The sequence below is a fragment of the Tistrella mobilis genome, assembly GCF_039634785.1.
Lineage (GTDB): Bacteria > Pseudomonadota > Alphaproteobacteria > Tistrellales > Tistrellaceae > Tistrella > Tistrella mobilis.
In genome coordinates, this window is record NZ_JBBIAB010000002.1 from 18,665 (window position 1) to 38,650 (window position 19,986).

Genomic DNA, 19,986 nt, shown 5'->3' on the forward strand with positions numbered 1-19,986 from the left:
ACTTCCCCGCCGCTCTGCGACACTCGGCGGCGGCCGGCCCGGTGGGGGCGGTGTCGTGCGCCCGGAGATGTGCCGCAGGATGAGATCCACCCATGACCTCGCCGTTCTGGACCAGGGCCAGGGCGGCGGTGCCCTGCCGCATGCGCCGCGGCTGCTGGTGATCGCCAATCCGCTGGCCGGCACCGGGGCAGGGCGGCGGCTGTTGCAGCGGACGCTGGATGTGCTGCGCGCCGAGGGCTGCCGCCTGCTGATCGCCGAGGCCCGCACGCCCGAAGAGATCGCCGCGCTGGCCGGCGGCACCGGGCCCGAAGATGCCGATGCGGTGGTTGCGGCCGGCGGTGACGGCACCATCAACGCCGCCGCCAATGGTTTGATGCAGCGGGATTTCCCGCTGCCGCTGGGCGTGCTGGCGGTGGGCACGGCCAATGTCATGGCGCTGGAAATGGGGCTGAAGCGCGCGCCCCGGGCGCTGGCCGCCCCCTTCCTCAATGGCCGGCTGCGGCCGGTGACGCCGATCGAAACCCCGTCAGGCCATGCCCTGCTGATGGTCGGCGCCGGTTTCGACGGTGCGGTGGTGGCGGCGCTGGCGGCGCGGCCGGCGCTCAAATGGCGCTGGGGCAAGCTCGCCTATCTGCCGCCGGTGCTGGACCGGATCCGCCATTATGACTGGCCCGAGATTTCGGTGCGCATCGACGGCGCGCCCCATCGCGCCCATGGCGTGGTCGCGGTGAACGGCCGGCTCTATGGCGGCGCCTTCCGCGCGGTGCCGGAGGGCGACATCACCCGGCCCGGCATGCATGTGGTGCTGCTGGGCGGGCAGGGGGTGGCGGCCCTGTTGCGCCAGGGGGCGGCGCTGGCGGCGGGGCGGCTGGACCGTCTTGCCGATGTGCGCATCCTGCCCGCCCGCGAACTGGTGGTCGAGGGGCCGGCCGGCCTCGCCATCCAGGCCGATGGCGACCCGCTGCCGCCGGCCCCGGCGCTGCTGCGCGTGGCCGATCGCAGCCTCAACCTGATCTGGCCGTAACCGACGGTCCACCCGGTCCGCCCCAGGTTGATCGCTTCTGCCGTTGCCCTCTGCAAAAGATGCGAGTAAGTTGCAATTGCACAGGCTGCGACGAAACAGCGCGGCCGGCGTCCGGAACCGACGATGAGCGAGCGGCCGCATGGTAACCCCGCCGACCACCAATGCCGATCGGAAGCTCGAGGTCTACCTGGCCCATCGTGCGGCCCTGGTGGACTATGCCGCCCCCCTGCTCGGCAACCGCGCCTGGGCGGAAGATGCCGTTCAGGAAGCCTGGCTGCGCTTCGTGGGCGCGGGAGAGGGTGAGGGCAGGGGCCGCAACCCGATCCTGCATCCCGTCGCCTATCTTTACCGCATCGTGCGCAATATCGCCATGGACTGGGATCGCCACCGCGCGCTGGCCCGCATCACCGATGTCGACGACGACGCGCTTCAGGCCCTGCCGGCCGCCACCCCCACGCCCGAGCAGGAAGCGATCGACCGCGACGAGCTGCGCGTGGTGGCCGAGGCGCTGGACGAGCTGCCCGAACGCACCCGCATCGCCTTTGAAATGCACCGCATGGCCGGCCAGTCCCTGCAGGAGGTTGCAGATCATCTGGGCGTTTCGGTCACCCTGGTGCATCAGATGGTCAGGAAGGCGCTGGTTCATTGTGCACAACGCCTCGATGCGTGCGATTGAACTTGCGTCCGCGCATTATATGGCTGAAAAAACCCGCGGCCGGCCCGTCTGAACGGAGGGAGGGGAGATCACCCGGTCGCCCCAGCAGGCTGAACGCTCCGGACGCCGCAGGACCATGACGGGCCACGCCGAGGAAGATCAAGACGCACCGGTCGATCCGATCCTGGAGACGGCCGTCGACTGGCTGTTGAAGACCAGGGCGTGCCCGCATGACGAGCGGCTGCATTCGGCTGCCATCGTCTGGCGTGCGGCACATCCCGCCCATGAACAGGCCTGGCGCCGGGCCGAGCGGGTCTGGAAGCTGACCGGCGCGCTGCCCGGCCGCCCGGCCGCCACGGCGGATACGTCCCCCCGCGTGGTGCCGCTGCGCCGTCGCCGCGGCCTGGGGCGGATGGTCGCGGTCACCGCCGCCGTGGCGCTTGCGGCCTCGGTCGTCGTCGCCCTGCTGCCGACCATAGAGCTGCATCTCCGGGCCGATTACGTCACCGCCCGCGGCGAGCAGCGCCGGATCACGCTGGAAGACGGCACCCTGGTGATCCTCGCGGCCGACAGCGCCATCCGCGTCGCCTATGGCCCGTCCGAGCGCCGGGTGGAGCTGATCGGCGGCGATGCCTTTTTCACCGTCGCCGAAGACCATCGCCGGCCCTTCGCGGTGACGGGCGAGGATCTGCGCGTGGTCGATATCGGCACCGCCTTCGCGGTGGGCATCGATCCCGAGGCGCTGGATATCGGCGTTGAAAGCGGCGCGGTCCATGTCGCCTATGGCGGCCCCGTGCCCGAAGGCGCCCCCCACGACACCCGCCTCGACCCGGGCGGCCGCCTGCGGATCGACCGCGCCACCGGCCGGTTCAACCAGGATCAGGTTCAACCCGGCCAGATCGCCCTCTGGCGCGACGGCCTTCTGGTGGTCGAAAACCAGAGCCTCGCCCATGTGGTCGCCGAAATCCGCCGCCGCTATCCCGGCCTGATCATCGTGCGCGACGACGCGCTGATGACCCGCCGCGTCACCGGCGTCTACGACCTGCGCAACCCGGAAGCCGCCCTGCGCACCGCCCTTCTCCCCCATGGCGGGCGGGTCTCGACGCTGACCCCTTATGTGCTGATCGTGGGTGGGGCGTAGGCGCGATGCCCCGCCGGCCGTGCGTCTACATCCTGGCCAGCGGCTACCGGGGGACCTCTATATCGGCGTGACCACCGATCTTGCCCGACGGATGAGCGAGCATCGCGACGCCGGGCGCGAGAGCTTCGTCGGCCGGTACGATGCCCGGCGGCTGGTCTATGCCGAACATCACGACCGGATCGACGACGCCATCCGGCGCGAGAAACACCTGAAGCGCTGGCGACGGGCGTGGAAAATCCGCCTGATCGAGGAGGCCAACCCCGACTGGCGTGATCTGTTCGATCAGATCATCTGAACCGGCCACCCCCGCCCGCCGCACCACCCACACGCCAAAGCATGCGGCACCCCTGTCCGACCCTCCCTCGGCCGACCTCTGCACACCCCCTGTACCGTCATCCCCGCCTCTACATTGTCATCCCCGCGAAAGGCAACTGTCAGCCCTCACGCCGGACGGATGGGCGGGGCCCATGGAATCTCTTTTGCAATCATGATGTTAATCGTGATCGCGATCTTGCGCATAAGGGCGGTGAGCGCCACCTTGCCAGGCTTTCCGTTGCGGACGAGGCCGTCGTAAAAGGCCTTCCAGGTGGGGTTGTAGCGCAGGGCGCAAAGTGCAGCCATGTAGAGAGCCGAGCGTGCATGTCGTCTTCCAGCCTTGATATGGCGTCGATTGTCCGTTCGCCCGGAGCGGTCAAGATAAGGCGCAACACCGATCAATGCCGTGATCTTGCGGCTGGAGATGGCGCCCCATTCGGGCACGCAGGCGAGCAGCGTGGTGGTCAGTGTTGTTCCGATGCCCGGGATGGACGAGATGAGGTCATGGCGGCGGGCAAGCCGGGCGTCAGCGCGCACCACCTGCCGGATGCGGGCGTCGATCTCCCGCAGATCGGCCTCGGCCTGTTTCAGACGGCGCTGATGCAGGTCGCGCACCGCCCCGGAGACCCGGTCGCGCTGGGCCTTGAGCCTGGTCAAGCACCGCACGATGTCGCGGCGGTAGCTTTCGAGTTCGGCAAGCCGCCGGTCTTCCGGACGCGGCGGCACGATCTCCGCCGACACGGTGCCGGCAAAGCGCGCGATGAGTGCCGCGTCGATCGGATCATCCTTGGCCAGCGTGCCGCAGGCCTGACCGAAACGGCGCACCTGCAGGGCATTGCACCGGCGCATCGGCAGGCCGGCCGCCAGCAACGCGTCGCAAAGCGGCTGTTCATAGCCGCCCGTCGCCTCGAAGGCGATCTGTGCCGGCGCGAGACGGCGCAGATCCGCGATCAACGCGCGGCGCCCTTCAACAGTGTTCGGTCGGCTGCAACGCCTGTCACCTGGAACGATGTGGACATCCAGCCGGTCTTTCGACACGTCGATGCCGACAATCGGACGATCCTGTGGCATGATTTCTCCCTTTCCCAAGCTTGTTGGCGGGCTCTTGGCCCATGCAACTGTGCGGGCTTGTGGAAGGGCGATCGGGGCCATCCTTTCGCGCGTGTTCTGCACTGCGGGGATCTCGGCCTCCCGATCGACGGGCCCGGGGGGTGGCCACCCCCCGGGCCCGCTTTCATTATGCACGGCTTCGTCCAACAGGCGGGGATCCAGGTTGGCGTCCACGGGAATGGACGGGCGGCCGGAGGTGTGGACGGTCATGTCGGCCATCGACGGCGGACCCGGGTGTGCGGCGTTCTTTGTGGGGGGACGGACCTGGATCCCCGCCTTCGCGGGGATGACGGCATTTTCTTTCAGAGACAATGGGTTGGGCCTGATTGTGCATCAGACGACGGGGCGAGAGAAGCGAAGGCACTCCCATTGCCGGGGGTGCAGCTTCAATCCACGCACCCGCAAGGGTGCGACAGGCGCAACGGCAACATCTCCGACTGGAGTACTTGTTTCAATCCACGCACCCGCAAGGGTGCGACCAAGATCGGGGGCTTTTTGTTTGACGTCGGTGCGGTTTCAATCCACGCACCCGCAAGGGTGCGACTTGATCTTTTCTTTGAGTGCTCCGCGGCGCGCGCGTTTCAATCCACGCACCCGCAAGGGTGCGACGGTTCCGCGATTACTGAGACGTATACGCGCGGAGTTTCAATCCACGCACCCGCAAGGGTGCGACCCGCACGGCCCTACCGGGCACCCCTCGATACCCCTGTTTCAATCCACGCACCCGCAAGGGTGCGACGGGCCGTGCGCACGTTTGCGTTGTAGATGATCCGTTTCAATCCACGCACCCGCAAGGGTGCGACTCGGGCTCAAGGGCACCATGAATGCCCTCTTCTTGTTTCAATCCACGCACCCGCAAGGGTGCGACGGTCATCGTCGACGCGGTTCGCGGCATGTACAAGTTTCAATCCACGCACCCGCAAGGGTGCGACACGGTCACCCTCCGCAGCCTGCACCCGGCCGCGGTTTCAATCCACGCACCCGCAAGGGTGCGACGCCCGCGGACGACATGCAGAGCCAGCAGCGGACGTTTCAATCCACGCACCCGCAAGGGTGCGACCCGGCGGCGCCGGTCCAATGGATCAATTCATGCAGTTTCAATCCACGCACCCGCAAGGGTGCGACCTACCCCCTCTTAATATCCTGAATCCGGCTCCGGAAAAAGCCGATCCGCGCGAACCTCATCCAGAGATCATGCCCAGGAATGCACATGCATACTTTGTTGAATTTAATCACCTGAAATGCCGAGAAAATTTTTCCCGCGAACCTCCCGGGGTTTTTACGGGAGCTTGGGGTTCGCGGGCGAGGTGGTGGGGCAGATCCGGGATCGGCCCGGATGGCCTTTGCGATCGTCCGGCCGGCTGAACGGCGGATCTGCCCGGGCCGGCGCCGGCCACGTCATGGGGCGCGCGCCCCGCTTCCGGCAGAACACCTGACCGGACGATGGCGGGCGCAAGCGTCAACCCGGCTGGCCGGGCCGGCCGCCGGAGGCGGCGCGTGCGGCGATGAGCTGGTCGATGTTTTCAAGGAAGGCGTGCAGCACCGGCGAGGGATTGTCCGCCCGATAGCCGGCCGCGATCTCGATCACCGGCGGGTTGCCGGCAAGCGGCCGGCTGACCAGCGATCGCGGCAGCAGGGGCTCGACATAGGCCGGCAGCAGGGTGACGCCGCCGGTGGACGCCACCAGCGAAATGCCGGTGGCGATACCGTCCGGCAGATGCCTGGGCCTGACCACCACCCCGCGGTCGCGCAGATAGCGGGTCACGATGTCGCGCAGCACATGGGGCGTGTCGGCATAGCCGATGAACGAGGCCGGATCGATGTCGCGGATATCGACCTCCGGCGCCGCTGCCAGCGGATGATCACGCGGCAGGATGACCAGGATCGGCTCGTGCGCGATGACCTTGTAAGTGACGTCGGGCTGCGGCTCCACCCGGCAGAAGCCGAGATCGATCTCGCCGCGCTGGATGGCGGCTCCGATCTCGGGCGAGAAATCGCTCATCACCCGGAAATCGATGTCCTTCAGCTGCCCGCGCAGCAGATGGGTCACATGCGACAGCCAGTCGACCTCCTGCCCGGTCAGGAAGCCGACCGCGAAACCCGGCTTGGGCGGGCGTGCCGCGCGCCTTGCGGCCGCCACCGCATCCGCTGCCGCCTGCAGGGCGCGCCGCGCATGCTCAAGAAAGGCCTGGCCGGCGGGGGTCAGTGCCACGCCGCGGGCGCTGCGGATGAACAGGGTGGCGCCGACCTCCTGCTCCAGATCGCGCAGCTGGCGGCTCAATGACGGCTGGGCGGTGTGCAGGCGCCGCTCGGCGGCCACCGTCAGGCTGCCCTCTTCGGCCACGGCGACGAAATATCGGAGGTGACGCAGTTCCATGTCATCCCATGCCTGAAAGCTATGGCTTTCACATATAACAGGTCGTTCTCCGCCCGCAAACCAGCAGGTATGAAGGGAACACAGAGACCCACATACCTGCCTGTCGGGCATGACCCGACATCCGGAGGCACAACATGACCACGACCCGGGCCATGCCCACCATCTCGATCGTCACCGGCGGCAGCCGCGGCCTTGGCCGCAACACCGCCCTCAGCATCGCCCGGCGCGGCGGCGACGTCATCCTCACCTATCGCAGCCAGCTTGCCGACGCCGAGGCCGTGCTGGCGGATATCCGGGCGCTGGGGCGCCGGGCGGCGGCGGTTCAACTGGACACCGCCGACATCGCCGGCTTCCCGGGTTTCGTCGACCAGATCCGCGCCATCCTGGCCGGCTGGGGCCGCGACCGGGTCGATCATCTGGTCAACAATGCCGGCCATGGCGAAATGGTCGCTTTCGCCGAAACCACCGAGGCGCAGTTCGACCGGATCTTCGACGTCCATGTGAAGGGCGTTTTCTTCCTGACCCAGGCCCTGCTGCCGCTGATCGCCGATGGCGGCCGGATCGTGAATTTTTCATCCGGCCTGACGCGGGTCTCCTTTCCGGGCTTCGCCGCCTATTCGGCGGCCAAGGGCGCGGTGGAAATCCTGACCGTCTATCTGGCGAAGGAACTGGGCCATCGCGGCATCACCGCCAACACCATCGCCCCCGGCGCCATCGAGACCGACTTCCTGGGCGGCGCGGTGCGCGACACCCCGGCCTATAACGAGACCTTCGCCGGGATGACCGCGCTCGGCCGCGTGGGTGTGCCCGACGATATCGGCCCGGCGGTGGCGAGCCTGCTTAGCCCCGACAACCGCTGGGTCACCGCCCAGCGCATCGAGGTTTCGGGCGGTCAGACCATCTGATCAGCCCTCGCCCATCATCGCTATCTGGTGGATCGCCGCCACCACGCGGCCATATACCCAGGGCGGCAGGTCATGGCCCAGCCCCTCGATTTCGAGCAGGGTGGCCCCCGGGATCGCGGCCGCGGTGTCGCGACCGGCGGCGGGCGGGATCAACGGGTCGTCGGTGCCGTGAATGACAAGGCCGGGCGCGGTGATCCCGGCAAGCCGGCTGCGGCGGTCGCCGGCGGCGAGCATCGCGGCCAGCTGACGCGCGGTGCCGCCGGGGGCGCGGCCGCGGCGAAGCTCGTCCAGCAGCAGCGCCCGACAGGCGGCGGCGTCGAAGGGCCGGCCGGTCCCCGCGATGCGGCGGGCGAAGGCCAGGCCATGGGCCAGGAAACCCTCGGGATCGATGGCGGGATCCGGCGCCGGGCCGAGCAGCAGGGCCAGAACATCCGGCGCCGGCCCGGCCACGGCCGGATTGCCTGTGCCCGACATGATCGAGGTGAGCGAGCACACCCGATGCCCGTGGTCGCTGGCCAGGATCTGCGCGATCATGCCGCCCATCGACCGGCCGACGACATGCGCCCGCCCGATGCCCAGCGCATCGAGCAGCCCCAGCGCATCCCCCACCATATCGTTCAGGGTATAGGGCAGATCCGGCCGCAGCCCGGCCCCGAGCGCCCCGATCACCGCGCCCATGTCCGGCGGCGGGCAGTGGTCGAGATGAGAAGAACAGCCGGTATCGCGGTTGTCGAAGCGGATCACCCGCCAGCCGCGCGCCGCCAGCGCCCGGCAGAAGGCCCCTGTCCAGCGGATCATCTGCGTGCCCAGCCCGGCGATCAGCAGGATCGCCGGATGGTCCGGATCGCCGAAGCTTTCCCAGGCGATATCGACCGCGCCGATCCGCGTGATTGCCCCTCTCCGGTCGTGGTCGGCCATGATCCTGCTCCGCCGTGACGCATGTTCTGCACCGGCGGATGTCTAGCCGGGGGCGGCGGCGCTGTCAATATTACCCGGGTAAAATTCTGTGACACCAGATCCCCGTATCAAACCGCCGGGCGAAGATCCCCTCACCTCCCGTCTTGGCTCGCGGCCCGAAACCATGGATGATCGTCAGTCGAGGGATGTCGCCCGACCGCTGGTCGCAAGATGAGAACGTCCCCAGGGAGGATTTCGAACAATGTTTCACCGATTGCGGCAGATCTGCCTGGTGGCGCAGGATCTGGATCCGGTGGTGGCGGAGCTTTGCGACGTCTTCGATGTTGCGGTCTGCCACAGGGATCCCGAGGTCGGGATGTTCGGGCTGCACAACGCGCTGATGCCGCTGGGCCACGACTTCCTTGAGGTCGTGGCACCGCTGGCGCCCGGCAGGGCCGCGGCGGCCGAGCGGCATCTGGCGCGGCGCGGCGGCGATGGCGGCTATATGGTCATCACCGATACCGACGACCTGGCGCGCTGGGAACCGCATCTGGCGGCGACGGGCGTGCGCATCGCGGCGCCGCTGGAAATGGGCGCCTATCGCGGCTTGCAGCTGCATCCGCGCGACACCGGCGGCGCGCTGCTGGAGATCAACACCACCCGCGGCAATACGGGCCCCGACGGTGCGGCGATCGACGACCCCTATGGCCCGGCAGGGCCCGACTGGCGGGCGCATCTGCGGACCGGCACCGTGACCGGCATCACCGGCGCCCGGTTGCAGGCCGCCGATCCCGAACGGCTGGGCCGGCGCTGGGCGGAGATTCTGCGCCGCGATCTCAGGCCCCACAGCGACGGACCCCACAGCGACGGATGGGCGCTCGACCTCGACAATGCCCGGATCCGCTTCGAGCCCGACCGTGACGGCCGCGGCGAGGGGCTGGGCGGGGTGGATCTGGCGGTCGCCGATGCCGAGGGCCTGCGCCGGCGGGCAGCCGCCCGCTTCCTGCCGGTCGCCGATGATCACGTCGTGATCGGCGGCGTGCGGTTTCATATCGGGGGCTGAGGCCCCCCTGCCCTGCCCTCCCCTTCTACCTGCCCCCCATCCTGGAAAATCACCCATGGATCTGACCTACACCGCCGAGCAGGACATGCTCCGTGACAGCGTGGCGCGCGTGATGCGCGACGCTGGTTCTTTCGCCGATCGTCAGAAACGGGTCGCCCTGGCCTGGCAGGCGGGTGCCGGAGCCGCCGAGGCCCGCGCCGCCCAGGCAGGGCCCTTCTGGCAGCGCTTCGCCGATCTGGGCTGGCTGGCGGTGCCCTTTGCCGAGGCCGATGGCGGCATCGGCGGCGGTGCGGTCGATTTCGGCATCGTGATGGAAGGGATGGGTCAGGCGCTGGCGATCGAGCCCTTGCTGCCCACCGTGCTGGCGGCACGGCTGGTGGCGGCGCTGGCCGATCCGGCGCAGAAATCCGCCTGGCTCGCCCCGGCGCTCGACGGCCGGCGGCGCCTGGCCTTCGCCTTCGCTGAGCGCCAGGCCCGCTATGACCTGACCGATTGCGCCACCGCCGCCCGGCAGGCGGATGGCGGCTGGGTTCTGGACGGGCGCAAGGCGGTGGTGATCGGCGGCCATGCCGCTGACGGCTTCGTGGTGGTGGCCCGCACCGCCGGGGACCGCACCGACGCGGACGGGCTGTCGCTGTTCCTGGTGGCAGCCGATGCGCCGGGCGTGGAGGTGATCGCCTATCGCACCAACGACGCCACCGGCGCGGCCGATCTGGTGCTGACCGGGGCGGCCCTTCCCGCAGATGCCCTGTTGGGCCCGGCGGGTGCGGCCGCCGGCCCGATCGAGGCCACGGTCGATTTCGCCATCGCGGCGGTCGCAGCCGAGGCGGTGGGTGCGATGACGGCGCTCTGCGAGCAGACGCTCGACTACCTCAAGACCCGCAGACAGTTCGGCCGGCCGCTGGGCGACAACCAGGTTCTGCAGCACCGCATGGTCGACATGGTGATCGCGACCGAAGAGGCGCGCTCGGCCGCCCTTCATGGCGCGCTGATGGCGGAAGATCCCGACCCGGCGGCCCGGGCACGGGCGCTGTCGCTCACCAAGATCGAAATCGGCCGCACGGCAACGAAAGTGGGCCAGGAGGCGGTGCAGCTGCACGGCGCCATGGGCGTGACCGCGGAACTGGCGATCGGCCATTATTTCAAGCGCCTGACCGCGATCGCCGCCAGTTTCGGCGATGCCGACTGGCATATCCGGCGCATCGCCCGCATCGATGCCGCCGCCCGATCGGCCGCCTGAACGGAGACGCCCCCCATGGACATCAAGCTTTCGCCCGAAGATCAGGCCTTCGCCGACGAGGTGCGCCGCTTCATCCGCGACAATCTGCCGGCGGATATCGCCGACAAGGTGCGCCGCGACATTCATCTCTCCAAAGACGATTACATGCGCTGGCAGCAGATCCTGGGCGCCCGGGGCTGGCATGTGATGACCTGGCCCGAGGCCCATGGCGGGCCGGGCTGGACCATCACCCAGCGCTATCTGTTCGAGGTGATCTCGGCCGAGATGGACTGCCCGCTGATCCAGCCCTTCGGGCCCCGCATGGCCGGGCCGGTGATCTTCACCTTCGGCAATGACGACCAGCGCGCCCGCTTCCTGCCCGGCATCCGCGACAGCACGGTCTGGTGGTGCCAGGGCTATTCCGAACCCCAATCGGGTTCGGATCTCGCCTCGCTGGCGACGCGGGCCGAGGATCGGGGCGATCACTATCTGGTCAACGGCCAGAAGATCTGGACCACCTATGCCCATTATGCCGACTGGATGTTCTGCCTGGTCCGCACCTCGAAAGAAGACCGGCCGCAGAAGGGCATTTCCTTCCTGCTGATCGACATGACCACCCCCGGCATCACGGTGCAGCCGATCCCGATGCTGGAGGGCACCCATTCCTTCAACACCGTGTTCTTCGAAGACGTGAAGGTGCCGAAAGAGAACCTGATCGGCGTCGAGGGCAAGGGCTGGACCTATGCCAAATTCCTGCTGGAGCATGAACGGGTCGACAATGCCGCGATCGGCGTCACCAAGGCGGCGCTGCGGCGGGTGAAAGAGATCGCCGCCGCCGAGCCCGGCGCGGGCGGCCGGCCGCTGATCGAGGATCCCCTGTTCCACGCCCGGCTGACCGCCGTCGAGGCGCAGCTGATGTCGCTGGAACTGGCGGCGCTGCGCACGCTGTCGGCCGTGGCATCCGGCGGCTCACCCGGCCCCGCCTCGTCGCTGCTCAAGATCCGCGGCACCGAGATTGCCCAGCGGATCAGCGAGCTGGGTTCGGAAGCGGTCGGCTGGTATGCCCTGCCCTGGCAGCCCGAGGTGCTGGACGGCAGCGCCAACGAGGAACCGATCGGGCCGGCGCATGCGGGGCCGGCCGCCAATGCCTATCTGTGGCGGCGCTGCATGTCGATCTATGGTGGCAGCAACGAGATCCAGCGCAACATCATCGCCAAGCAGATGCTCGGGCTCTGACGGCACGGGAGGCGCAGGCGGGTGGCCCCAGGCGAGACGTCCGGCTTCAAGCCAGGCTCTCGACCTCAAGCCAGGCTCTTGGGGTCCACCTTGCCTTCCTTCAGCAGCAGTTCCAGGGCTGCGACCGCGCGTTCGAAGGTGCGGGTCTTGGTCCATTCCCGCTCGGCGGCGATCTGGTCGAGCAGGGCCGCGGTGCGGGCATTGACGCGCAGGCTGACCGCCACCGTCGGCGGCCCGGGCGGGCGGCCGCGCGGGCGCGGGGCGTAGTCGTCGGCGGCGTTGCGCTGCTCGTAACCGTCGCGCGGGTCGCGGCTGCGGAAGCCGGACTGCTCGGCCAGCGGCCGCACCACCTCACGGGTCAGCCGCGGATCGTCGGCATGGCGGCGGCCGGGGCGGAAATCGCTCAGATCGCCCAGCGGATCGGCCGCGGCGGCCTCGGGCTCCTCGGCCCCGAACAGGCTCTGACGCTTGCGCTCGCTCATGCCCCCTGCCCTCCTGCAACGGCCGCAGACTGTTCGGCGGCCTCGTTTTCGCGCAGCAGCTGGATGACCGCGGCAGCATAGGCGCGGGCATTCTCGATCGCCTTGTCGACGCCCGACACTTCCTTGCGGTCAAGCTCGGCCAGCGTGCCGCCATAGGCGAGGAAGGCGTCGAAGGCGCCGCGCTCGATCAACTCCACCGGCAGGATGTTGACGCCCGCCGCCTCCAGATCCTCGACGATCGCCCGCAACCCGCGGGAGCGGATGGCGGCGCTGGTGCGGGTCAACAGCACGCTGTGCGGGATGCGCCGGCGGAAGGCCTTTTCCTGGCGTTTCACCAGCTGGATCGCGCGCACCGCCTGCTTGCCGTCCAGCTGCTTGGCCTGCAAGGGGATCAGCACAAGATCCGCCCGGCCGATCGCATAGGCGACCACGGTCGAGGCGGTGCCTTCCAGATCGACCAGCACGAAGGCATGGGTTTCGGCCGCGGCATCGATGGTCTCGACGATGTTGTGCTCGCCGATATCGCCCAGCACGGTCAGGTTGTCGGGCTTGCCCGGCAGGGCCGCCCAGTCGGTGATCGGGTGGTTCGGATCGGCATCGATCACCGCCACTTTGGTGCGCGCCGCAAGCTCCGTGCCCAGGATCAGCGCCGAGGTGGTCTTGCCCGCCCCGCCCTTCGGGTTCGCGAATGCGATGATCGCCATGGGAAACTCCCCTCCGGCCCGCCGGGGCCGCCTGTTCCAGCCGCAAAAGATCCGCCGCAAAAGACCGGCCACAAAAGACCGGCCGCCGGAGATTGGCCGGCGCCAGCCCGGCCGATCCCGTTGCCGCATCATAGCGCGCCGGGCGGCTGGAACAAGCGGGAACCAGCTTCCGCAAGATGTTTCCTGATTGATCTGGTTTTTTCTGGCAGAAAATAGACGCGTATGGGCTCTATCTGCCTTCCCGCACATGTCGAACGCGCAGGATCACGACCATGCCGACGACGACCTCGTAGCGGACTTCCCACCATCTGACAATGATACGCCGCACGTCACGCTGACCGAAGCCGGCAAGGCGTGCTCCGATGTGCGGAAACTGGCCGAGACGTTCCGTCGCTTCAATCATCGCCAATGCGATGGTTTGCGCTGCGGTCGGATTCCGGATGACAAGGATCTCCGACAGCCTCTCAAGATCACTTGCTGCTCGTGCTGTCCAGAGAATGGCCGCCATGCGGCCGCCGATATGATGTCAGTCGCGGCCACGCGGGCGAGGCAGGGGAATGGCCGCCGCCGTGCCCAGGCGGCGTGCCCACTCCTTCATCTCGTCATGGGGCACCAGCTCACCGGCGTCGACCTCTGCAAGAGCCTCAAGGGTCTCCTGATATGCCTGCTCTTCCGATGAGATCAGGATTTCAATGGCCTCCTCCAGCACATCGTCGCGCGACCTTCCCTGACGTCCGGCCAGGACATCAAGACGGGCCACCAGATCGGCCGGCAGATCTGCCGTGACTGTGCGCATGGGCATCGGTGAGCCTCCGTGAACGCGGCACTGCGCGTTGATCATAGCGCCACCGATGCCCCCGGTCGACAGACTCAGACCGACGCCATACCGCAGATCGCAAAAGGATCGATCGCATCGAAATCTGCCGCGACCGGCGCCCCGGTTGACGCGATCCACTCTGATCACCGAATGCCTCGCGAGCGGGGCGCGCGACGTTCCAGCGCCTCGCGCCTGCGGCCATCGGACCGCGCCTTTCACGACCGGTTTGATATCGCTTGCACTATCGGAAGCGCCGACCGAAATGGGCTTATGAGACTGTTGGAGGCGAGTCTGACCCGGCGGGTGACGCTGCTGGCGTCCGTGCCGCTGATGTTCGAGTATCAGGCAGTGATGACCCGGCCGGAGCATCTGGCGACGTCAGGTCTGACAGCGGATGACGTCGACATCCTTCTCGATGCTATGGCGGCGATCGTAGAGCCGGTGCGGCTCGCCTGTCTGTGGCGGCCGACCCTTCGGGACCCGGATGACGACATGGTTCTCGAAGCCGCCGTCAATGGAGGGGCAAATGCGATCGTCACCTTCAACCTCCGCGACTTCGGACAGGAAGCGTCGCGGTTCGGCATTGAGGTTCTGTTGCCCGGCGCGGCACTGAGACGACTGGAGGCAGGCGGATGAGGAAAAGCAACTTCGCGCTCAGGCTACAGCCCTCGCTTCTCGAAGAGGCCCGCAAGGTGGCGGAAAGTGAGGGCGTGGCTCTCAATCAGTTCATCAACGTCGCGGTTGCGGAAAAGCTCTCCGCCCTGCGGACGGCCCGCTATTTCGAGGAACGTGCCGCCCGCGCCGACATCCCGAAGGCCCTCGACATCCTGAAGCGTGCAGGCCGGGACAATCCGCCGGTCGCGGGTGACAGGCTGGACGATTGAGCCATCAGCCAGCCTTCACCTGCGGCATCATGCCGGGAGCCGACGGGTGCGGGCCGTAAAGGGATCGATCGCATCGAAATCGGCCGCCACCGGCACGCCGGTGTCGTCGGGCGTGATCGGGCTGCCGGGGGCGCGGCTGCGGTCCAGGCGGATGACCGCCATGCCGGCGCCGCGGGCGGCGGCGATTTCGCCCGGGTGGTCGGACAGGAACAGGATGTCGCGCGGGGGCCGGCCCAGCGCTGCTGCGATCTTCGTATAGGAGCCCGCCTCCACCTTCAGCCCGGTGGTGGTGTCGAAATTGTGCGAGAACAAGGGGTTGAGGTCGCCCGCCTCGGTATGGCCGAACAGCAGCAGCTGGGCTGCGACCGAGCCCGAGGAATAGACCGCGAGCGTAACCCCCGCCGCATGCCAGCGGCGAAGCGCCGCCGCGACCTCGGGGTAGAGATGGGCGCTGAGCGTGCCGTCGGCATAGCCGTCGGCCCAGATCAGCCCCTGCAGGGTTTTGAGCGGGGTGATCTTGGCGTCGGCATCGATCCAGGCGATCAGCCGGTCGGCCAGGGCATCGATTTCCCCCGCCGCCCCCGGAGCCGCGGGCAGCACCCCGCCCTCGGCGCGGATGCGGGCGCGGACGTCGTCGAGGGCGGCCGCGACCTCGGGCAGATGGGCGTTGGCGTGCAGGAAATCACGCAGCCGCGCGCGGGCGAAGGGAAACAGCACCTCGGACACGAAGGCGATGTCGGTGGTGGTGCCCTCGATATCGGTCAGCACCACCGGTCCGCCATGCGAACCGGTTTCAGGCCGGCCGGCTGCGGTCGGATCACTCACCATGACGCGGGAAGCCCTCTGCGATCGGGCTGCCGGTGAAGCGCGCCACCCAGCCTTCCGGGTTGGTGAACAGGCGGATCGCGGCAAAGCGCGGCGCGGGGCCCATGTCGAACCAGTGCGGCGTGCCGGCGGGCACCGAAATCAGGTCGTCGCGGCAGCAGAGCGTGCGGAAGACCCGGCCGCCCAGATGCAGATAGAAGGTGCCCTCGCCTTCGACGAAGAAGCGCACCTCGTCTTCGGCATGGGTGTGCTCGTCCAGAAACTTGCGGCGCAGCACCGGATGGTCGGGGTTGTCGGGGGTCAGCCGGATGACGTCGGCGGTGACATAGCCGCCCTCGGCCTTCAGCCGCGCAATCTCGGGCGCATAGGCGCCCAGGATCTCGGCCGCATCGCTTTCGATGCCGAGGGCATGGCGCGCGTCCCACCTTTCGAAACGCACGCCGACCTCGGCCAGCAGGCGGGCGATCGCCGCCGCATCATCGGTATCGGCGATCACCTGTGCGGGATCGGTTTCGGCATGAACGACCAGACGGCTCATCCGGCAATCCTCCGCAAGTCGAGAGACAGGGAAAACAGGGCATCGAAGGCATCGAGATGGCGTTCGGCATCGGCCGGCATCGCGCCCCAGGCATAGATGCCGTGGCCGGCGAGCAGATAGCCCGGCGCCGCGACCTGCCCTGCCCCGCGCAAGGCGGCCAGATGCGCCGACACCCGCCCGGCCAGGGCGGTGGTGTCCTGATCATTGGGGAAGACCGGCACGGTGACGGTGACGTCGTGGGTGAGGATGCCGGCAAAGGCCTTCTGCAGCTCCCAACCCGCCAGCTCCAGCACGCCATCGGCCGCGCGCAGATGCGAGATCAGCATCGAGGCCGGGCTGTGGACATGGAAGATGGCGCCGATCGCCGGATCGTCGCGATAGAGCGCCTGGTGCAGCGGCGTCTCGGCGGAGGTGCCGGCCGGCGCGGGGCCGTCGATCGCGACCTCGGCCAGATCCGCGGGCGTCAACCGGCCCTTGTCGCGGCCCGACCGGGTGACCAGCATCCGGCCCCCATCCAGCCGCACCGAGAAATTGCCCGAGGTCGCAGGCACCCAACCGCGCGCGGCCGCCGCACGACCCGCATGGATCACGGCCGCCGCCGCCTCGTCAAAACCCATCCCGCCCATGGCGTGCTATTGTCTCCGGCAATGGTCACTCACACCCGGCCGGCCTCTTCCGGGCCGGGCGGACGCGACACCATCCTAGACAAGGGGGGTGAAGTTCAAAACGAAAAATCGCTGTTCATCGACCTGATTACACAGCGTCACTAAGTTGTTTTCCCTCCACCCTCCCCTTCCCTCCCCACAGGCTGCGGCGCCAGGCCTCGGCTCCGCGCAGACGACTGAGGTGGGTGACGAGGACGGTTGATGGTCGGGACCGATCACTGGTACCGGGCATCAACCCGCTGCCCGGCTCCGGTTATCGACCTTGATGCCGCGTTTTCGCAGCCATGCCAGATGCATCGCGGGGCCTTTTACAGCCGATGAGAGCGGCCGTCCAGAGCGGGACACGGGCCAGGTTGGGGACCTTCAGATGTGGGGCGATCAGATCGCGGCCCATCGGATCGGGTATTGGCCGGCCGCGGCGGCATCCGGCCCGGTCTTGATCATTCATGATTGCGCAAGATGGATCTGGCAGGAAATGGCGATATCCAACCGGTTTGCGCCCCCGTCGCAGCCGGACGGGCCGACGGGCCCGCCGGATCGGCCATATCCCGGGCAATTCACGACGGTGCGAAGCCGTCTTGGCAGGAAATGCCCCCGCCTGCTGCGCCCCGCAGGCACCAGTGACGGACCGGCTCTCCGGGCCAGAGCCCGAGACCTCCTGCCATCCTTGCCAGTTCCAGATTGCGCAAGATAGATCTGGCTGGATACCGCAGGGTCCAGCCAGCCCCTGCGCCCCTGTCGCAAGTCGATCAGCTGTCGGGGCCCTCTGGTTTCGGCCATATCGCGGCCGATTCCCGGCGGTACAGGGCCATTCCCGCGGACAACGTCCGCACCTGCCGGGCCGCGCGGGCGTCGATGACGGCTGGGCTCGCCGGAGCGGCGTAGAAGATGTCGGATGTTCTTTTCAGTTCCAGATTGCGCAAGTCAGATCTGGCAGTAAATCGCCTGGATCTCGTGCCACCGTCGCAGGTGGATCGGCTGGCAGGGCGGCGAGCGATCGGCCATGTCCTGGCAGATCCTGGCCAGCCAACACCACTGCCGCAGCCAACGCCCTGCCCGGCTGCGTCTCGGAGGCACCGATGACGGACCGGTTCGCCGGGCCAGAGCCGAGGATTCAGGCGGCCCCGACAATTCCAGATTGCGCAAGATAGATCTGGCGGGAAATGGCGGTATCCACCCCGCCCGGGTGCCCACATCACAGCCGGGCCGGCCGGCAGGGGCCCCGAGGGATCGGCCATCTCTGTGCCCATTCCCGGCGCCCGTAAAGTCGTTACAGCAGGCAATGCCCGACACTGCTGCACCCCGCAGGCGCCAATCCGAGCCGGTTCTCCGAACCAGAGCTGGAGGCTTCAGCTATCCTCGCCAGTTCCAGATTGCGCAAGATAGATCTGGCGGGAAATGGCATGGTCCAGCCAGATCCGGCGCCACGTCTCAGGTGGATCGGCCGGCAGGGCCCCGGATATCGGCCACATCCCGGCCGCCAACCAGGGGTGCAAGGCCGTTACAGCGGGCAACGCTGCCGCCTGCTGGGCTCCGCAGGCGCCGATGGCGGGTCGGTTCTCCAGGCCGGCGCATAAGGTGTCGGCCTTGCCGCCATTTCAAGATTGCGCAAGATGGATCTGGCAGGAAATGGCCTGACCCAGCCAGTCCCACGCCTGCGGTGCCAGACTGGTGGGCTGGTGGGCCGGCGGGCCGATCGGGCGCGGGGGGATCCCCCATACTCCGGCCGGTATCTGCCCGCGCAGAGCTATCATGCCGTGACCAACTCGGCCCGCAGGCGCCGAAGACGAGCCGGGCCTTGAGGTCTGCGCGGAAGGCCGCGACGATCCCCACAGGTGGCCGATTGTGTCGGAAGGACGGGCGGAGCGCGGCATCCACATACGGGCAGCCAGGCGCCACGCCTGCCGTCTTCGCCGGACGGGTGGGCGCGGCTGGAGGCCGGGCGCCGGGCTCCGGGCTCGGGGGCCGGGGGCGGGATGGGCGTTGGGACTTGCGTCTTGTGACTGTTGGCTGCATGGGGACCAGCCTGACGACACCGGGGCGGGCGGCGTTCCCTGCGCGCCGGCGATCGGCAGGACCGTCGCGCCAGGGCCGCGGAGGTCGCGGCCACCACCTGAAATCTTGATTGCGCCAGAAAGATCTGGCTGGAAACAGCCTCATACAGCCACCCACCGCCCGCGCTCTGCGGACCACTGCGGATGCCCGGGCCCCATGGCCGCGGGAGTAGGGGGAGGGGGGAGACAGGGGCGACAACCTTATACCGGCCGGCTCCTGTCGGTGCGGACGGGGCGGGCTGTTGGCACCTGATCCCGCGGACCCGCCGGCTGCCGGTCCGTTCAGCCTGTCGGGTCGGAGAGCAGGAGCAGCGCGTGGGAATCACTCTGCCAGTTCCTGATTGCGCAAGATGGATCTGGCAGGAAACGCCATGACAGGCATGCGCGTCTCCGGCCGGCGGGGGAACCTGCCGGTGGGGCAGGGGGATCGGATTGCCAGACCTGACCCAGGTCTTTTGCATTTATTCGGAGTTCTGGCGCGGATACACCCGGGCCCTGCCATGCCTCGCCCGCGGGCGGGCGGCGACGACCGGCGCGGCCGAAGCATGAGGCAAGTGTCTGCCATTTCTTGCAGGAACATGATTGCGCCAGCTATTTCTGGCAGGAAATAGTAGTTAAAGCGTTCATCCACGGCAGGGGTGGACCGCAGTCAGGGGCAGGGCGGCCGGCTGCGGCGTTTGCCGGATCAAGATTGCGCAATGTTTATCTGGCTGGATCGGGCCTTCTTCTACCATGTGGGCGCGCCGTGAGAGACCGGCACTGCCGCATTGGACGGGAAGGCGGGCGGCCGGGCAGGCCGGACAGGCCGGACAGGCCGGACAGGCCGGACAGGCCGGACAGGCCGGACAGGCCGGACAGGCCGGACGGTGACACGGGGCCCGGGCAGGCACCAGCCTGAACGAGATTGCGCCAGCTTTTTACAGATTGATCCTGCCGTAATTCCGGCGCCCGGCCTGCCGGTCGATCCATCCGGATCCTGGCGCATCCCGCCTGATCCCGCCCGATCCCGACAGATCCGGCGAGATGCGGCAGGTGGGAGATGGTTGTTGCCTGCGTCAGCTCTTTCCTGATTGCG

20 protein-coding genes and 1 CRISPR repeat array are annotated in these 19,986 nt (G+C 68.2%); of the genes, 10 read left to right on the forward strand and 10 right to left on the reverse strand.

The genetic code is table 11. The annotated features are described in order from the left end of the window. Positions 1-79: 79 nt before the first annotated feature. The 4 genes from WI697_RS03065 to WI697_RS03080 all read left to right on the forward strand — a co-directional run bounded on the left by WI697_RS03065 (position 80) and on the right by WI697_RS03080 (position 3,115). Positions 80-1,024 carry a diacylglycerol/lipid kinase family protein gene (locus WI697_RS03065; RefSeq protein WP_345957309.1) on the forward strand — a complete coding sequence of 315 codons (945 nt, stop codon included), beginning with the start codon at positions 80-82 and terminating at the stop codon, positions 1,022-1,024. Positions 1,025-1,163: 139 nt separating this feature from the next. Then, on the forward strand, positions 1,164-1,700 hold the full coding sequence (locus WI697_RS03070; protein ID WP_062763913.1) for a sigma-70 family RNA polymerase sigma factor: 537 nt from the start codon (positions 1,164-1,166) through the stop codon (positions 1,698-1,700). A 115-nt stretch (positions 1,701-1,815) separates the two neighbouring features. Beyond that, positions 1,816-2,820 carry a FecR family protein gene (locus WI697_RS03075; RefSeq protein ID WP_345957310.1) on the forward strand — a complete coding sequence of 335 codons (1,005 nt, stop codon included), beginning with the start codon at positions 1,816-1,818 and terminating at the stop codon, positions 2,818-2,820. Between the two features lie 67 nt (positions 2,821-2,887). Beyond that, positions 2,888-3,115 carry a GIY-YIG nuclease family protein gene (locus WI697_RS03080; RefSeq protein ID WP_345957311.1) on the forward strand — a complete coding sequence of 76 codons (228 nt, stop codon included), beginning with the start codon at positions 2,888-2,890 and terminating at the stop codon, positions 3,113-3,115. Positions 3,116-3,261: 146 nt separating this feature from the next. Here WI697_RS03080 and WI697_RS03085 read toward each other — a convergent pair whose 3' ends face one another. Then, positions 3,262-4,206 carry an IS110 family RNA-guided transposase gene (locus tag WI697_RS03085; RefSeq protein ID WP_345957312.1) on the reverse strand — a complete coding sequence of 315 codons (945 nt, stop codon included), beginning with the start codon at positions 4,204-4,206 and terminating at the stop codon, positions 3,262-3,264. Positions 4,207-4,628: 422 nt separating this feature from the next. Next, positions 4,629-5,370: direct repeats of the CRISPR family, unit length 31 nt; unit sequence GTTTCAATCCACGCACCCGCAAGGGTGCGAC. Positions 5,371-5,704: 334 nt separating this feature from the next. After that, complete coding sequence (locus WI697_RS03090; RefSeq protein WP_345957313.1) at positions 5,705-6,622, reverse strand: LysR substrate-binding domain-containing protein; 918 nt, start codon at positions 6,620-6,622, stop codon at positions 5,705-5,707. 152 nt (positions 6,623-6,774) lie between these two features. Between WI697_RS03090 and WI697_RS03095 the strand changes: the two genes are divergently transcribed. Further along, positions 6,775-7,527 carry an SDR family NAD(P)-dependent oxidoreductase gene (locus tag WI697_RS03095; RefSeq protein ID WP_345957645.1) on the forward strand — a complete coding sequence of 251 codons (753 nt, stop codon included), beginning with the start codon at positions 6,775-6,777 and terminating at the stop codon, positions 7,525-7,527. On the opposite strand, the gene WI697_RS03100 is transcribed toward WI697_RS03095, so the two are convergent. Then, a complete protein-coding gene (locus WI697_RS03100; protein ID WP_345957314.1) occupies positions 7,528-8,445 on the reverse strand; it encodes an alpha/beta fold hydrolase in 918 nt (305 codons plus the stop codon). A gap of 241 nt (positions 8,446-8,686) precedes the next feature. Here WI697_RS03100 and WI697_RS03105 point away from each other — a divergent pair, with 241 nt between their 5' ends. From WI697_RS03105 to WI697_RS03115, 3 genes are read left to right on the forward strand one after another with little or no spacing between them, the layout of a single operon-like run. After that, positions 8,687-9,487: a VOC family protein gene (locus tag WI697_RS03105; protein WP_345957315.1), complete on the forward strand. Its 801-nt coding sequence runs from the start codon at positions 8,687-8,689 to the stop codon at positions 9,485-9,487. A gap of 55 nt (positions 9,488-9,542) precedes the next feature. Next, positions 9,543-10,727 (forward strand): acyl-CoA dehydrogenase family protein, encoded by a 1,185-nt coding sequence (locus tag WI697_RS03110; protein ID WP_345957316.1) that lies wholly within the window; start codon positions 9,543-9,545, stop codon positions 10,725-10,727. A gap of 15 nt (positions 10,728-10,742) precedes the next feature. Next, positions 10,743-11,942: an acyl-CoA dehydrogenase family protein gene (locus WI697_RS03115; RefSeq protein WP_062763846.1), complete on the forward strand. Its 1,200-nt coding sequence runs from the start codon at positions 10,743-10,745 to the stop codon at positions 11,940-11,942. A gap of 65 nt (positions 11,943-12,007) precedes the next feature. On the opposite strand, the gene WI697_RS03120 is transcribed toward WI697_RS03115, so the two are convergent. The 4 genes from WI697_RS03120 to WI697_RS03135 form a co-directional block, all read right to left on the reverse strand. After that, positions 12,008-12,424, reverse strand: coding sequence for a hypothetical protein (locus tag WI697_RS03120; RefSeq protein ID WP_345957317.1), 417 nt, complete (start codon positions 12,422-12,424; stop codon positions 12,008-12,010). Beyond that, a complete protein-coding gene (locus WI697_RS03125; protein ID WP_062762632.1) occupies positions 12,421-13,128 on the reverse strand; it encodes a ParA family protein in 708 nt (235 codons plus the stop codon). Before WI697_RS03125 ends, WI697_RS03120 begins: the two co-directional genes overlap by 4 nt. 229 nt (positions 13,129-13,357) lie before the next feature. Continuing rightward, positions 13,358-13,636: a type II toxin-antitoxin system RelE/ParE family toxin gene (locus WI697_RS03130; protein WP_345957318.1), complete on the reverse strand. Its 279-nt coding sequence runs from the start codon at positions 13,634-13,636 to the stop codon at positions 13,358-13,360. A gap of 18 nt (positions 13,637-13,654) precedes the next feature. Next, entirely contained in the window at positions 13,655-13,930 is a 276-nt protein-coding gene (locus WI697_RS03135; protein WP_345957319.1) for a CopG family ribbon-helix-helix protein, read from the reverse strand. A gap of 12 nt (positions 13,931-13,942) precedes the next feature. Here WI697_RS03135 and WI697_RS03140 point away from each other — a divergent pair, with 12 nt between their 5' ends. Continuing rightward, positions 13,943-14,581: a PIN domain-containing protein gene (locus WI697_RS03140; RefSeq protein WP_345957320.1), complete on the forward strand. Its 639-nt coding sequence runs from the start codon at positions 13,943-13,945 to the stop codon at positions 14,579-14,581. Then, positions 14,578-14,829, forward strand: a complete 252-nt coding sequence (locus WI697_RS03145) for a toxin-antitoxin system HicB family antitoxin (protein ID WP_062762635.1) — start codon at positions 14,578-14,580, stop codon at positions 14,827-14,829. Before WI697_RS03140 ends, WI697_RS03145 begins: the two co-directional genes overlap by 4 nt. A gap of 27 nt (positions 14,830-14,856) precedes the next feature. Here the strand turns inward: WI697_RS03145 and mtnC are convergent, their stop codons facing one another. From mtnC to mtnB, 3 genes are read right to left on the reverse strand one after another with little or no spacing between them, the layout of a single operon-like run. Further along, on the reverse strand, positions 14,857-15,657 hold the full coding sequence (gene mtnC / locus WI697_RS03150) for an acireductone synthase (protein WP_345957321.1): 801 nt from the start codon (positions 15,655-15,657) through the stop codon (positions 14,857-14,859). Then, complete coding sequence (locus tag WI697_RS03155) at positions 15,647-16,192, reverse strand: 1,2-dihydroxy-3-keto-5-methylthiopentene dioxygenase (RefSeq protein ID WP_014747226.1); 546 nt, start codon at positions 16,190-16,192, stop codon at positions 15,647-15,649. Before WI697_RS03155 ends, mtnC begins: the two co-directional genes overlap by 11 nt. Continuing rightward, positions 16,189-16,818 carry a methylthioribulose 1-phosphate dehydratase gene (gene mtnB / locus WI697_RS03160; RefSeq protein ID WP_345957322.1) on the reverse strand — a complete coding sequence of 210 codons (630 nt, stop codon included), beginning with the start codon at positions 16,816-16,818 and terminating at the stop codon, positions 16,189-16,191. The genes WI697_RS03155 and mtnB overlap by 4 nt, the downstream gene beginning before the upstream one ends. Positions 16,819-19,986: the final 3,168 nt, after the last annotated feature.